Source organism: Polaribacter gangjinensis, assembly GCF_038024125.1.
Lineage (GTDB): Bacteria > Bacteroidota > Bacteroidia > Flavobacteriales > Flavobacteriaceae > Polaribacter > Polaribacter gangjinensis.
In genome coordinates this window covers 2,540,063-2,555,366 of the sequence record NZ_CP150662.1, presented here as the reverse complement: position 1 = coordinate 2,555,366, position 15,304 = coordinate 2,540,063, and the positions used below count along the sequence as shown (strand labels likewise).

13 protein-coding genes and 1 tRNA gene are annotated in these 15,304 nt (G+C 29.9%); 8 read left to right on the top strand and 6 right to left on the bottom strand.

Translation table 11 applies throughout. The annotated features are described in order from the left end of the window. Positions 1-139 precede the first annotated feature (139 nt). The 4 genes from WHA43_RS11190 (at position 140) to WHA43_RS11175 (ending at position 5,567) form a co-directional block, all read left to right on the top strand. The gene (locus WHA43_RS11190; protein ID WP_105047124.1) at positions 140-958 is read left to right on the top strand and encodes a prohibitin family protein; all 819 of its coding nucleotides are present in this window, start codon (positions 140-142) and stop codon (positions 956-958) included. Positions 959-1,161: 203 nt separating this feature from the next. Continuing rightward, a complete protein-coding gene (locus WHA43_RS11185) occupies positions 1,162-3,351 on the top strand; it encodes a S9 family peptidase (RefSeq protein WP_105047123.1) in 2,190 nt (729 codons plus the stop codon). Between the two features lie 28 nt (positions 3,352-3,379). Next, positions 3,380-4,888, top strand: coding sequence for a peptide MFS transporter (locus tag WHA43_RS11180; protein ID WP_105047122.1), 1,509 nt, complete (start codon positions 3,380-3,382; stop codon positions 4,886-4,888). A 154-nt stretch (positions 4,889-5,042) separates the two neighbouring features. Next, positions 5,043-5,567: a thioredoxin family protein gene (locus WHA43_RS11175; RefSeq protein ID WP_105047121.1), complete on the top strand. Its 525-nt coding sequence runs from the start codon at positions 5,043-5,045 to the stop codon at positions 5,565-5,567. On the opposite strand, the gene WHA43_RS11170 is transcribed toward WHA43_RS11175, so the two are convergent. The 5 genes from WHA43_RS11170 to surE form a co-directional block, all read right to left on the bottom strand. After that, positions 5,564-7,510 (bottom strand): ComEC/Rec2 family competence protein, encoded by a 1,947-nt coding sequence (locus tag WHA43_RS11170; protein WP_226742897.1) that lies wholly within the window; start codon positions 7,508-7,510, stop codon positions 5,564-5,566. The two genes, WHA43_RS11175 and WHA43_RS11170, sit on opposite strands and share 4 nt — an antisense overlap. Positions 7,511-7,614: 104 nt before the next feature. Then, positions 7,615-8,094, bottom strand: coding sequence for a C40 family peptidase (locus WHA43_RS11165; protein ID WP_105047387.1), 480 nt, complete (start codon positions 8,092-8,094; stop codon positions 7,615-7,617). After that, on the bottom strand, positions 8,094-9,212 hold the full coding sequence (gene lpxB / locus WHA43_RS11160; RefSeq protein WP_105047119.1) for a lipid-A-disaccharide synthase: 1,119 nt from the start codon (positions 9,210-9,212) through the stop codon (positions 8,094-8,096). Before lpxB ends, WHA43_RS11165 begins: the two co-directional genes overlap by 1 nt. After that, positions 9,213-9,500, bottom strand: a complete 288-nt coding sequence (locus WHA43_RS11155) for a hypothetical protein (protein ID WP_105047118.1) — start codon at positions 9,498-9,500, stop codon at positions 9,213-9,215. Continuing rightward, complete coding sequence (gene surE / locus WHA43_RS11150) at positions 9,488-10,258, bottom strand: 5'/3'-nucleotidase SurE (protein WP_105047117.1); 771 nt, start codon at positions 10,256-10,258, stop codon at positions 9,488-9,490. The genes WHA43_RS11155 and surE overlap by 13 nt, the downstream gene beginning before the upstream one ends. Before the next feature lie 116 nt (positions 10,259-10,374). Here surE and WHA43_RS11145 point away from each other — a divergent pair, with 116 nt between their 5' ends. From WHA43_RS11145 to WHA43_RS11135, 3 genes are all read left to right on the top strand, one after another. Further along, a complete protein-coding gene (locus WHA43_RS11145; RefSeq protein ID WP_105047116.1) occupies positions 10,375-10,899 on the top strand; it encodes a hypothetical protein in 525 nt (174 codons plus the stop codon). Between the two features lie 58 nt (positions 10,900-10,957). Continuing rightward, positions 10,958-13,093: a carboxy terminal-processing peptidase gene (locus WHA43_RS11140; protein WP_105047115.1), complete on the top strand. Its 2,136-nt coding sequence runs from the start codon at positions 10,958-10,960 to the stop codon at positions 13,091-13,093. A 63-nt stretch (positions 13,094-13,156) separates the two neighbouring features. Beyond that, complete coding sequence (locus WHA43_RS11135) at positions 13,157-13,603, top strand: acyl-CoA thioesterase (protein ID WP_105047114.1); 447 nt, start codon at positions 13,157-13,159, stop codon at positions 13,601-13,603. A 57-nt stretch (positions 13,604-13,660) separates the two neighbouring features. On the opposite strand, the gene WHA43_RS11130 is transcribed toward WHA43_RS11135, so the two are convergent. Beyond that, positions 13,661-13,742, bottom strand: a tRNA-Leu gene (locus tag WHA43_RS11130). Positions 13,743-13,854: 112 nt separating this feature from the next. Between WHA43_RS11130 and WHA43_RS11125 the strand changes: the two genes are divergently transcribed. Beyond that, positions 13,855-15,246: a dipeptidase gene (locus tag WHA43_RS11125; protein ID WP_105047113.1), complete on the top strand. Its 1,392-nt coding sequence runs from the start codon at positions 13,855-13,857 to the stop codon at positions 15,244-15,246. The last annotated feature ends 58 nt before the right edge of the window (positions 15,247-15,304 follow it).

The window sequence follows — 15,304 nt, the reverse complement described above, 5'->3', positions numbered from 1 at the left end:
ATTAACATCAAATCTTTACACTATTTTTTTTGATGATTATTCATAAGAAAAATCAATTATAATTATCGCTTTTATAATTGTTTTACTATTAATTTTGAGAGTAATTAAATTGAAATATAAACTTAAAAATCTAATATTTATGAAAAATCAAACCATTGCAATTATTTTATTAGGGCTAATAAGTTCAAGTTGCGCAGTAATACGACCAGGTGAAGTTGGTATAAAACAAACGTTAGGAACATTTTCTCCTGAAGTTAAAACTCAAGGAACCATTCTTTACAATCCCATAATTAGTAAGGTTGTAAAAGAATCTACTCAAACAAAAAACATCAAACTTTTTTTGAGTTTACCTAGTAAAGAAGGTTTAAGTGTAAATGCAGAAATATCCATTTTACATAGATTACATGGAGATAAAGTCGCTTCCGTTTTACAAAATTTAGGTAAAGATTACGAATCTATCATCACTAGTGTTTTTAGATCTGCTGCTTCTGATGTTTGCGCAAAATTTTATGCCAAAGACATGCACTCAGGAATGAGAGCCAATATTGAAAAAGAAATTCTAGAAAAAATGAAATTAAATCTTGAAAAACAAGCAGATGGCATTGAGTTAATTGCTGTTTTAATGAAACAGATTCAATTACCACAAGGTCTTGCAAGTTCTGTAGAACGAAAATTACAAGCCGAACAAGATGCTATGAGAATGGAGTTTGTTTTAACACAAGAAAAATTAGAAGCTGAAAGAAAAATCATCAATGCAAAAGGAGAAAGAGATGCTCAAATTATTCTAACTGAAGGTTTAACAGATGGCATTATAAGAATCAAAGCCATTGAAGCATTTAGAGAATTATCAAAATCTATGAATTCAAAAATAATCATTACCGATGGAAAAACTCCATTATTTATTGGTAATGAAGATAAAACATCAAACAAAGAAGTTGATAAGAAAGAAAAAAAATAACTCTAAATCTTATTTCTTTACAAAGAAGCTTACCTAACTTTAATAGGTAAGCTTTTTTAATTTAAAAAAAGAAGTTAAAAAGAGTTATTATTTTTTAAATCAATAAAAAAATAGCGCATTTTAAAGTGCAATGTTAAAGAGAGCGCTATTTTTTGACAATAATTTCGTAAACTTGGCAAACTTTTACAAAACTTACAAATTTTATGAAAAACGTATTGATGCTCGTTAGCTTTTTGTTACTCACTTTTGAAACTACAAAAGCACAAACCAATCAAACAGCTACTAAAAATGCAAAGGAAATTAGCTTGACAGAAATTTGGAATGGCACTTTTTCACCTGAAAGAATGAATGCGCTGAATTCAATGAATGGAAATTTTTATTCGTTATTGAATTACAACCCACAAACCAAAGAATCAACAGTTGATAAATACAGTTATGAAACTTTAGAGAAAGTTGAAACAATTGTTTCTAGCAAAAATATATCTGAAATGAGTTCCTTTTCATCTTATAGTTTTAATGATGATGAAACAAAATTGATTCTGGGCACTGATTTTAATCAAATTTTTAGACGTTCATATAGTGGTACTTTTTATGCGTATGATATTGCATCAAAAAAAGTAACTTTAATTGGAGAAAATATTCAAGAACCTATTTTTTCTCCTGATAATCAAAAAGTTGCTTACGCAAAAGGAAACAATATTTTTATCAAAGATTTTTCAAAAAATACTACTATTCAAGTAACTAATGATGGATTGAAAAACAGTATTATTAACGGAATTACAGATTGGGTGTATGAAGAAGAATTTGGATTTGTAAGAGCTTTTGAATGGAGTGCTGATAGCAAACATTTGGCTTTTTTACGGTTCGATGAAACAGCAGTTCCAACGTTTTCAATGGATATTGTTGGGAATGATTTATACCCAACTCAGCAAGTTTTTAAATATCCAAAAGCGGGTGAAAAAAATGCAATTGTAACCTTACATTTATTCAATGTTTCATCTAGCAAAACTCAAAAAGTTGATTTGGGTGATTATGAATATATCCCAAGAATAAAATGGTCAAATGACGCTAATTTCTTGGTTGCAACTACCTTAAATCGTCATCAAAATGATTTAAAATTACATAAAATAGATGCTCAAAAAAGTAGCTCAACTTTGTTGCTAAATGAAACTGACAAAGCCTATGTTGATATTCATGACAACTTAACTTTTTTAACCGACAATAGTTTTATTTGGACAAGTGAAAAAGATGGATTCAATCATATTTATCATTATGATTTCAATGGAAAATTGATCAATCAAGTAACCAAAGGAAATTGGGAAGTAACCAATTATTATGGTTTTAATGCTGCCAAAAAAACGATTTATTATCAATCTGTAGAAAATGGTTCTATAAATAGAGGTGTTTATTCAATTGGTTTGAATGGAAAAAACAAAAAATTATTGAGTGAAAAAGACGGACAAAATAATGCTGCTTTCAGCAAAAACTTGCAGTTTTTTATCAATACTTATCAATCAGCAACAAATCCTCCTGTATATTCTCTTTTCTCATCTGATGGAAAAAAAATAAAAGTGATTGTAGACAATGCTGATTTGCAATCGAAAATCGCCCAATATAAAATGAGTCCAAAAGAATTTTCTACCATAGAAATCAACGGAAATCAGTTGAATATGTGGATGATAAAACCATTGGATTTTGATGCTACTAAAAAATACCCTCTATTTATGTTTCAATATTCAGGTCCAGGTTCGCAACAAGTTGGTAATTCTTGGAATGCTACCAATGATTATTGGCACAATATGTTATCTCAAAAAGGGATTATTGTGGTTTGTGTTGACGGACGTGGAACAGGCTATAAAGGAGCAGATTTTAAAAAATCAACTTATTTAAATTTAGTGAAATACGAAACAGAAGATCAAATTGCAGCTGCCAAAAAATTGGCTGAATTACCTTTTATAAACAAAGAAAAAATAGGAATTTGGGGTTGGTCTTTTGGAGGACACATGAGTACAAATTCGTTGTTAAAAGGAAGTGACATTTTTTCTATGGCTATTGCAGTTGCTCCAGTTACATCTTGGCGCTTTTACGATTCTGTTTATACAGAGCGTTTTTTAAGAACTCCGCAAGAAAATCCTGCTGGTTATGATGAAAATTCACCCATCAATTATGCTGAAAAATTAAAAGGAAAATTCTTATTGGTTCATGGTACAGGAGATGATAATGTACATGTACAAAATTCATTCAGAATGATCAATGCTTTGATTGAAAAGAACAAACAATTTGATATGTTTATTGTTCCTGACAGAGCACATGGAATTTATGAAGGACGAAATATGCGTTTGAATTTGTACACCAAAATGACAAATTTTATAGAAGCAAACTTGTTAAAATAATTTTAAATCAACTTAAAAAAGAACTATTATGTTAGACAAAGAAGTCACAATTCCATCTCAAGAGCCAGAAATGTTTGGACATCCAAAAGGTTTATTTTACCTGTTTTTTGCTGAATTATGGGAACGTTTCAGTTTCTACGGAATGAGAGCGTTGTTAACGCTTTATATGGTGCAAGAAATATTCAAAGCTATTGCTGAACGAGATGTTGCTACAGCAGTTGTTTATGCTTCTTATGGATCATTAGTATATGCATCAACCGTTATTGGAGGTCAAATTTCTGATAAAATTTTAGGGATGAGAGCCTCTATTTTTTTAGGCGGAATTTTAATGGCTTTGGGGCACTTTGTTTTGGCAATACAAAATGATATTGCCTTCTTTTTAGCCTTAGCTTTTATAGTAGTTGGAAATGGATTTTTTAAACCTAATATTTCAACTTTTGTAGGCTCTTTATACAAAGCTGGAGACGTAAGAAAAGATTCAGGATTTACCATTTTCTACATGGGAATTAATATTGGAGGTTTTGTAGCACCGCTTTTATGTGGATGGTTAGCAGCTGAATATGGATGGCATTATGGTTTTGGTTTGGCTGGAATTGGAATGTTAACAGGTTTACTTTTCTTTTGGAGTGGAATAAAAAATAATGTTTTTGGAGATAGAGGAATGCCTTTAAATAGGGAAGTTTACGAAAAGAAAGTGTTAGGAATTCCACAAAAAACATTAATTCCAATTATTGCATTTTTATCAGCTCCTGGAATTGCATATTTATTAGCTTCTTGGCAACAAAATTACGTAAGTGGAATTTTTAAATTTATAGGTTTTGCAGTCTTAGGATATTTAATTTTTATCATGGCAAAATTAGAATCAGAAGCAAGAAAAAAATTAATAATGGCTGTTCTAATCACTTTTTTTATGACACTTTTTTGGGGTTTTCATGAATTATCAGGAAGTGTAATTACTTTATTCGCATCAAGAAATGTTGCTTTAGATGGCATCATGTCAGCCAGTCAAACCAATGCTTTAAACTCAATGTTTATCATTATTTTGGCAATTCCAATTTCACTACTTTGGGGATTTTTAGCTAAAAAAGGATTGAATCCAAGAACACCTTATAAATTTGGTTTTGGCTTACTTTTAGCGGGTTTGTGTTTCTATATTTTATCAATAAGTGGTGCAAGTGCAGATGAAAATGGCATGGTACCTTTTGCATATTTATTGGTTATGTATTTTATCATTTCTATTGGTGAATTGTTTATGTCTCCTGTTGGATTGTCAAAAATTACAGATTTATCTCCAAAAAATATTGTTTCATTTATGATGGGAGTTTGGTTTTTATCATCGGCTTTTGCATTTCAAATTGTAGGATTTATTGGTGAACAATTAGCTGTTGAAAGTACTGACATCAATGTTGGTGGATTAGAAACGTTATCGATTTACACTGATGGATTTCATTTAATAGCATTATACTCTATGGGTGCAGGAGCTGTTGTTTTATTGATGTCTCCAGTGATGAAAAAATTATTAGGAAACGTACATTAATCTAATTTATAAAACTCAAAACCTCATAAGTGAATTCTTATGAGGTTTTTTTGTGTAAAATATTCTAGAAGAATTTTGAATAGATTAACTACTAAAACTCCCCTAAATTATTAATTAATTGTAAATTTGCAATTGATTTATCGATAATCTGTACATGAAAAAAATCCTCCTCATTTTTGTTTTCTTTTGCACCTCATTTTCAATGAATGCACAAGAAAAAATCAATTGGCTTTCATTTGAAAAAGCTATTGAATTGAACAAAACTAATCCAAAACCTATTTTAATTAATGTTTATACAGATTGGTGTGGATTTTGTAAAAAAATGACCAAAGAAACCTATGAAAATGAAGTAATTGCAAAATATATCAATACACATTTTTATGCCATAAAATTGAATGGAGAGGGCAAAGAAGATATCAAATATAAAGGCCACACTTTCAAATTTAAACAACAAGGAAGAACACAATATCATGAGCTTGCAGTAGCTTTTTTAGATGGAAAATTATCGTATCCAAGCACAATTTTCTTAACCAAAAACGAAGAATTGTTGCAAGTAATTCCAGGGTATTTACCAAAAGAACATTTTGAAAAAGTATTGGCTTTTTTCAATACAGAAGCCTACAATGATATCACTTGGGAAGAGTTTGAAAAGAAATTTAAAAGCAAATTGAATCCTTAATTTTTCATACGAAAAGCGCCTTTTTCTCCTGTATAATAAAATGGAATTTTCATTTTTTGAGAGGTTATTTTCCAACGATTGATATACGATTTAAAATTACTTCCGTCAGCAATAATTATTTTAGGTTGAATTGCTGTAATCATTCGCTCTAAATTTATTTTAGGTGAATTTTGTAAAATAACCACTGAATTTTTTAGATTTTCTAACTGATAAACTCCTAGACTATCAATTATTAATATTGGCTGATTTTCAAACATATATACATTTGAAATCATTTTTTTAAAAGAAACTTCAACATTTTCACCAATTTTATAAGGATTTATGACGGAATTTAGCTGTTGTAAACTATCAACATTATGATGAATTTCAATAGTATTTGAATTTCGAAATCCAATAACGGCTTGTTTGGTTTTATGAAAAACAATAAACTCTTTTGTTTGATGTTTCTCAAATTTTTCAAATAAAATGACACTCTGTAAAACAACAATACTTCCTAAAAATAACAACATTTTTTTGGTTGATGTATTTTGTAAAAAACGAACTCCGAAAAATATCAATACATAACTTGCCAAAAGCAACCAAAAAGAAAGAGAAATATCTTTCCATAAAAAAGCTTCTTGATTTGAAATCCAATTGACAAATCCATTCATCAATGAAATTATAAATCCGTATAAATCAGCTAAAAAAGGTGGCAAAATTTTACAAATTGAAAGAAAAGAAACAACAATTCCCATCATTAAAACAAAACCCAAAACAGGAATAATGACCATGTTTGACAGGAAAAATAATCCTGGAAATTGATGAAAATAATACAAACTTAATGGTAAAACTCCTATTTGAGCGGCAATAGATACTGAGGAAATTTGCCAGAAAAAATCAATAATTTTTGATTTAAATCGAAAAAAATGATACACTTTTTGTTGCATCGTTATGATTCCTAAAACGGCTAAATAACTCAGTTGAAAACCAAAATCAAACAGAAAAAGTGGATTAAAAATGAGCAATATAAACAATGAAGAAAACAATGAAAAAAGGTTGATTCTTTTGCTCCCAAACTGTTGCCCAATTGCTAAAAATGAAAACATAGTTACCGCTCTAACTACTGAAGCTGACAAGCCTGCAATGAAAGCAAACATCCATAAAATTATTAAAATCAAAATTGTTTGAACTATTTTTCCGTTTTTAAAATAGGTTAAAAAACTGAAAATTTTTACCAATAAAATCAAGATAATTCCAACGTGCAAACCTGAAACAGCCAAAATATGAATGGCTCCTGCATTGGAATAATCAGTCAATAACTCTTTAGAAATCTCTTTTCTTTCACCTAATAACAAGGCATTCATAACCACAATTTCATCAACTTTAAAATCATGAGTATTTAAAGAAAATTGAACAAAATTTCGGAATTGCTCAGCCCAACCTTTCAAGGTTCTTGAACCAAATCCAAGGCGTAAAAAATCAGATTTACCGATGAATATTTGTTGACGAATTCCTTGATTTTTTAAATATTTTTGATAATCAAATTGATGTGGATTTAAAGGAGAATTGATCTCACTAAAAGTGGAATTTACAAGAATCAATTCATCCACTTTTAACGTCTTTTGAAAAGAATCTTTTGCTATGTTTAACAGGGCTAAACCTCTGGTTTTTTGATGATCAACTTCTATAACTTTTACTTGATATTTTTGATGAAAACTACTTGGTTTTAAAACTTTATCAACTTTTAAAACTACCCTTGAATCATTATTTGAAAATCTGTCAAAATAATTGGAATAATTGGCATCATCATTAATAAAAACACTGGAAATACCTACAAAGAAAAAATATCCAAAAGTTAAAAAAGTTCGTATTTTTTTATGATGAACTAATCCTAAAATTAGTAGAAAAAGAAAATGAATACTGAAAAAAATATAAAAATCAAATCGCCAAATTTCTAGGTACAATTGGACGTAAATTCCAAAAATTAGGAATACACAAAAGTGAAAGGGTAAAAATCGAAGTAACTTTCTCATAGCGAGTGAAAGTTACTATTTTTTTTGAAGAAATTTTAAAATAATGTAACTGCTTTTACAAAAGTTCTTTGCCAATATTCTTCAGAAAATGAAGAGATAATAACACCTCTTTGAGTAGTAGAGTGAATGAATTGAATTTTGCCGTTTTTGTTCTCTGTAACTAAACCAACATGATCTATGTTTTTTTTCCTATTTCTAGCGGCAAAGAATACTAAATCACCTTTTTTTACACTTTCTAAAGGAATTTCTTTTCCTTCTTTTGACATATCTCCAGAACTTCGTGGTAAGGTAATGTTGGCTTCTTTAAAAGATGTGGTTACCAAGCCTGAACAATCCATTCCTTTGTTTGTTGTTCCTCCATACCTATATTTTACACCTTCGTGTTTCAGTGCAAAATCAACAACATTATTGATTTTTACATTTGAACTTGATTTTATAGAATATATATCTTGTGTTGATGAGCAAGCACTTAAAAGAACTAAAATTACTAGTAGTGAAAAATAAATTTTGCTCATTAACAATTTGTTTTTAAACAATTTACAATAAGATTGGCTGTTTTTTTGGAAGCTCCTTTTCCTCCTAATTTTATTTCTAAATCATAATAGTCCAAAAATAGTTTTTTTCTTTGATTTGACTCTAAAATTTTTGAAAGTTCTTTTATTAAATTCGATTTTGTAAAATCATTTTGGATTAGTTCGGTTACGACTTCTTTATCCATAATTAAATTTACAAGCGAAATAAATTTTAAGGTAATGATTCTTTTTGCAATTTGATACGAAATAAAGCCGCCTTTATAACAAACCACTTGAGGCACTTTAAATAATGCTGTTTCTAAAGTTGCAGTTCCTGAAGCAACCAAAGCAGCATGAGAAACACTTAATAAATCGTAAGTTTTATTATTGATGTAGGCCACATTTTTATCCCCAATAATTTGCTTGTAAAAAGAAAAATCTTGACTTGGAGCGCCTGCAATTACAAATTGATATTCTTTAAAATCATCAATAATTGACAACATTACACTCAACATTTTTGTGATTTCTTGCTTTCTACTTCCGGGTAAAATAGCGATGATTGGTCGTTCATCAAGATTATATTCATTGCGAAAACCCCAAATATCTACTTGATTTCTATCAGCAATTGCATCAATTAATGGATGACCAACAAAAGTAACTTCGTAATTAAATTGTTTGTAAAACTCTTTTTCAAAAGGTAAAATCACAAACATGTTATCAATATCTCTTTTGATGTCTTCAACTCTACCTGCTCTACTTGCCCAAACTTGAGGAGAAATGTAATAGTTGGTTTTAAAGCCTTGCTGTTTCGCCCATTTTGCAATGCGTAAATTGAATCCTGAATTGTCTATAAAAACAATAACATCTGGCTGAAATTTTGCAATATCTTCTTTACAAAATTTGATGAATTGTAGGACTTTCGTTAAGTTTTTAATCACTTCAAAAAAGCCCATAAACGCTCGTTCTTTGTAATGACTTACTAAAGTTCCTCCCACATTTTGCATTAAATCTCCACCCCAAAAACGAATATCAGCTGTTGCATCTTCTTCGAAAAGGGCTTTCATCAAGTTTGATCCATGCAAATCTCCTGAAGCTTCACCTGCAATAATGTAGTATTTCATTTAGAAAAACTTTAAAATTAATGTTGTAAAAGCAATTAAAATAGTGGCTAAAACAACGCCTTTCGCTTTATTATCTTGATTTTTTTTCAGGAAAATAAAAAACACAAAAAGATTCGGAATTGCAGCAATTGATAATACCTTTCCATATAAATTTCCATCGGAAATCATTTGTAAAGTTTCCTCAAAAGAATATTTAGAAAAATATTCAATGTAAAAAAATATACCTCCAAAAGTGGCAAAAAGTGCCACTAAAAATCCTATTAATATGTCTTTTTTTACAGTTCCCAAGAATTTAATTTTTGAATCATATGATGTGCTGTCAAATCAAATTGAACAGGAACCACTGAAATATAATTATTTTCTAAAGCATAAACATCCGTATCTTGACCTTTATCTTTATTAACAAATTCGCCTGAAAGCCAATAATATTCTTTGCCAAATGGACTTTTTCGTTTATCAAAAGTTTCTTTCCAAAAACCCATGGCTTGTCTGCAAATTTTTACGCCTTTTAGTTCTTCTTTTTTAACACTTGGGATGTTTACATTCAACACAATTCCTTCTGGCAAACCATTTAAAAGTGTGTTTAAAGTAATGTTTTTTACAAAATCTTCGCAAGCTCTAAAATCGGCATGCCATTTAAAATCTAATAACGAAAATCCGATGGCAGGAATTCCTTCAATTCCTGCTTCAATTGCTGCACTCATTGTTCCAGAATAAATAACATTAATGGATGAATTTGAACCATGATTGATGCCAGAAACACACAAATCAGGCTTTTTATTTAAAATTTCACTAACTGCCATTTTTACACAATCTGCAGGAGTTCCTGAGCAAGTATATTCTAATTGAGGACCATCATCAATAGTTATTGGATTGCAAGTCAACACATTATCAACTGTAATTGCATGTCCCATTCCACTTTGCGGACTATCAGGAGCAACCACAACAACATCACCAATTGTATTCATTATTTTGATTAATGCTCTGATTCCTGGTGCTGTAATACCATCATCATTTGTAACTAAAATTAAAGGTTTTTCTTGCATAATTGTGATTTTGAATGCAAATGTAATTTATTTTATACGAATTTCTTTTTAACATTTCCTAAAGAGTAAAGCTATATAAAATTATATAATATTGTATTGAAAGTAACTTGTAAGCTATGGACTCATTAAAAACCGAATTAATTATTATAATTTTCATTCTTATTTCATCAATTTTAGTGGCTCAAAATCAAAATGAAGTTCCTTGTTCTGGAGAAAAATATGAACAATTTGATTTTTGGGAAGGAAATTGGAAAGTTTACGACAAAGAAGGAGATTTAGTGGGTACAAACAAAGTAATTAAACTACAAAATGATTGTGTATTGCAAGAAAATTGGGTTTCTAAACTTAGCAAAAATACAGGCACAAGTTACAATTATTACAATCCAAAAGATGACACTTGGAACCAAATTTGGATTGATAATTCTGGATTTATTATGAATCTTAAAGGTCATTTTAAAGATGGAAAAATGATTTTGAAAAGTGATCTTGTTGAAGCAAATCCTAGAAGTTTTGCTAATCAAATAACATGGAAAAAGAATAAAGACAATACAGTTACCCAAATATGGACAACTGTTGATGAAAAAGGAAAAGTAATTTATGAAATTTTCTATGGAATTTATAAAAAACAAGGAAATATTTAATAATTGGTACTATTTTAGTACTTTCAAACAAAGAAATTAAAAACTAATAAGCAGATTTATGAAGTCGAATTTTAAATTGAGTTTTACACTACTTGCATTCCTTTTTTTAATCAAGAGTTCAGGAATAATTGCCAATGAAAAAGTTGCTAAAAATGAAGATCCTGAAAAAGATAAAGTATTGATTTTTGTTTTAAAAAATATTTTAACTCGTGGTCATTATGTTGTTAAAGATTTAAACGATTCTTTTTCAGAACATGTTTTCAAAACTTTTATTGATGGTTTAGATCCTAGTAAAAGGTATTTTACACAAGATGACATTAAAGAGTTTTCTAGATACAAATACCAGATTGACAATCAGTTACTAAAAGATGATTTGAGTTTTTACAATTTAGTTTACAATTGTTTTTTAGAAAGAGTTAAAAAAGCAAAAAGTTATTATGGAGGAATTTTAGACAAACCTTTTGATTACACAAAAGAAGAAACTATCGATTTAGATTATGAAAAACTTCCCTTTGCAAAAAACTACAACGAATTGATTGATTATTGGAGAAAGCAACTAAAATTACAAACCTTAGATAAAATTCAAGAATTAACTGCCCTTGAAAAAGACAAACTAAAAAAAGACAAAAACTATACTGTAAAATCATTTGAAACTCTTGAAAAAGAATCAAGAGCAGAAGTGCTAAAAAGTATGGACGAATTGTACTTACGAATTGAAGAATTAGAACACGAAGATTGGTTTTCAACTTATTTAAATGCAATTGTTAGCGGTTTTGATCCACATACAACCTATATGCAACCCAATGTTAAAGAGGTTTTTGACCAAAATATTTCTGGAAAACTAGAAGGAATTGGTGCTCGTTTGCAAAAAAAAGGAATTTATACACAAATTTTCGAGTTAGTTTCAGGTGGCCCAGCTTGGAAACAAGGTGATTTAGAAGAAGGAGACATCATTTTAAAAGTTGCACAGGGAAATAAAGAACCCTTGGATATTGTTGGAATGCGTTTGGATGATGCCATAAAATTTATCAAAGGTCCAAAAGGAACAGAAGTGCGTTTGACTGTTAAGAAAAAAATTGATGGAACAATTCAAGAAATTTCTATCATTAGAGATGTTGTTGAATTGGGTGAAACTTTTGTGAAATCAAGTATTGTGATGAAAAACAATAAGAAATATGCCATTATTGATTTACCAAGTTTTTACATTGATTTTTCGGATGAAAATTATAGAGATTCAGCCAAAGACATGGAAAAAGAAATTGAACGCTTAAAATCAGAAGGTGTTGAAGGATTGATTATCGATTTAAGAAATAATGGTGGAGGATCTTTAAAAACGGCCATAGAAATCTCAGGATTATTTATTGATGAAGGTCCAATTGTTCAAGTTAAATATCGTGGAGAAAATCCTGTAGTAAAAAGAGATACAGATCCAAAAACACAATGGGACAAAGCAGTTGTAGTGTTGGTAAATGAGTTTTCTGCATCAGCATCTGAAATTTTTGCAGCTGCTATGCAAGATTACAAGCGTGCTGTGATTTTGGGCGGAAATCAAACGTATGGTAAAGGAACCGTTCAAAATATTTTGCCTATCAATCAGTTTTATCCGAAATATGAAAAAGATTTGGGCTTTTTAAAAATGACCATTCAAAAATTTTATAGAATTAATGGAGGTTCTACTCAAAAAGAGGGCGTTTATTCTGATATTGCGATGCCAACAAGATTGAGTTATTTAAAAAATGGTGAAAGAGATTTAGAAGGCGCTTTGAGCTGGGATAAAGTAGTACAAGCAGATTACAAACAAGCAAATTCTTACTCTAATTTTGCTGATGTTGTGTATAACAGCAAGCAAAGAATTGCTTCAAATGAGAAATTTATCAAAATAAATGAATATGCAAAATGGCTAAAAGAAAATCAAGATAACGCCTCATTCTCATTGAATTATGAAAAATTTGTAAAAGAAAATGAAGCAAAAGAAAAAGAAGCTAAAAAATTTACATCTGTTTTTGAATTTAAATCTGATGTTACATTTACATCTCCGAAATACGAAGTAGCTTTGATGAAAGAAAACAAAGATTTAGAATCTAAAAGAGTAGCTTGGCATAAAAATTTAACTAAAGATATTTACATTTCTGAAGCATTAAATGTGTTGAGCGAACTAAAACTTAGCAAAAAAACTGCAATAGTAAAAAACTAATAAAAGTATTATAAACCCTTTAACCTGGTGAAAATTCATCAGGTTTTTTTATTAAGAAAAAAAATGAATTTTCAAGTAACATTTGCCACAAAATGGTCAGATTTTGATCCAAATAGACACATGCGTCACACAGCTTACAACGATTATGCTGCTGAAGTAAGAGTTCGCTATTTTGCAGCTCAGCAGTTTTCAATCGATGATTTTACAAAACACAATATTGGCCCAATTTTGTTTACTGAAGAAACCTCTTTTAGAAAAGAAATATTGATGGGAGAAAATATTACTGTGAATATTAAATTGGCAGGCGTTTCTAAAAACTATGAGCGATGGAAAATTGTGCACGAGGTTTTCAATGAAGCTGGAAAATTAGCAGCAGTCATTAAAGTATATGGAGCTTGGATTGATTTATCGAAAAGAAAATTAACAATTCCACCCAAAGAAACAATCGTGATTTTTTCTAATGCTGAAAAAACGGTTGATTTTGAGGAAATCTCTATTAAAAATGTTTAATTATTGATAACCTATTTTAATAAAACAAAAAAAGCTTCTTTTAAAAGAAGCTTTTTGTACGAGCGGAGAGACTCGAACTCTCACACCTTTCGGCACTAGATCCTAAGTCTAGCGTGTCTACCAATTCCACCACGCTCGCTTTTTTTCAATCTCAATTGCTCGAAATCGGGATGCAAATATAATCAATCATCACAAACTACAAAGCAGATTCCTATAATTTTTCTATTTTTGAATTGAATTAAAACGAACATATGAATAGCATAAAAACATATATCAATGAACATAAAAATAGGTTTGTTGATGAATTAATTGAGTTGTTAAAAATACCTTCTGTAAGTGCAGATTCTGCTTATAAAAATGATGTTTTACAAACTGCAAATTTCGTTTCTGAAAGTTTAAAAAAAGCAGGTTGTGACAAAGTAGAAATTTGTGAAACTCCAGGATATCCTATTGTTTACGGAGAAAAGATTATCGATAAAAATTTACCAACCGTTTTGGTATATGGCCATTATGATGTGCAGCCTGCTGACCCAATCAATTTATGGGAATCTCCTCCATTTAAGCCTGTTGTTAAAAAAACTGAAATCCATCCTGAAGGTGCCATTTTTGCAAGAGGAGCCTGTGATGACAAAGGTCAAATGTTCATGCATATTAAGGCATTAGAATATATGACATCCACTGGAAATTTACCTTGCAATGTAAAATTTATGATTGAGGGTGAAGAAGAAGTTGGTTCTAAAAATTTATCTTGGTTTGTACCTAGAAATAAAGAAAAATTAGCAAATGATGTCATTTTAATTTCGGATACAGGAATGATTGCAAATGATATTCCTTCTATCACAACTGGTTTGCGTGGTTTGAGTTACGTAGAAGTTGAAGTTACTGGACCAAATAGAGATTTACATTCAGGTTTGTATGGTGGTGCAGTTGCAAATCCCATCAATATTTTAACCAAAATGATTGCTTCTTTGCACGATGAAAATAATCGAATTACCATTCCCGGTTTTTACGATGCTGTCGAAGAACTTTCCACATTAGAAAGAACTGAAATGGCTAAAGCACCATTTTCACTAGAAAACTATAAAAATGCGCTAGATATTGATGATGTTCATGGCGAAAAAGGCTACACAACTAACGAAAGAAATTCTATAAGACCAACTTTGGATGTAAATGGAATTTGGGGAGGTTATACAGGTGAAGGAGCAAAAACAGTAATTGCTAGCAAAGCTTTTGCAAAAATTTCAATGCGTTTGGTACCAAATCAAAACTGGGAAAAAATCACAACATTATTCAAAAATCATTTCGAAAGTATCGCTCCAAAATCAGTAAAAGTAAATGTAAAACCACATCATGGTGGTCAAGGTTATGTGACTCCAATTGATACAATTGAGTATCAAGCAGCAAGTAAAGCTTATGAAAAAAGTTTTGGGAAAACTCCAATTCCTCAAAGAAGTGGAGGAAGTATACCTATTGTAGCTCTATTTGAACAAGAATTAAAAAGCAAAACAATTTTGATGGGTTTTGGACTAGATTCTGATGCAATTCACTCGCCAAACGAACATTTTGGAATTTGGAATTACTTAAAAGGCATAGAAACGATTCCGTATTTTTATCAATATTTTACAGAGCTATTTAAAAAGTAAATCCATAAAAATCATTATGATTTTAAAGATTAAAGTTTAAAATTATTGTAAATTCATG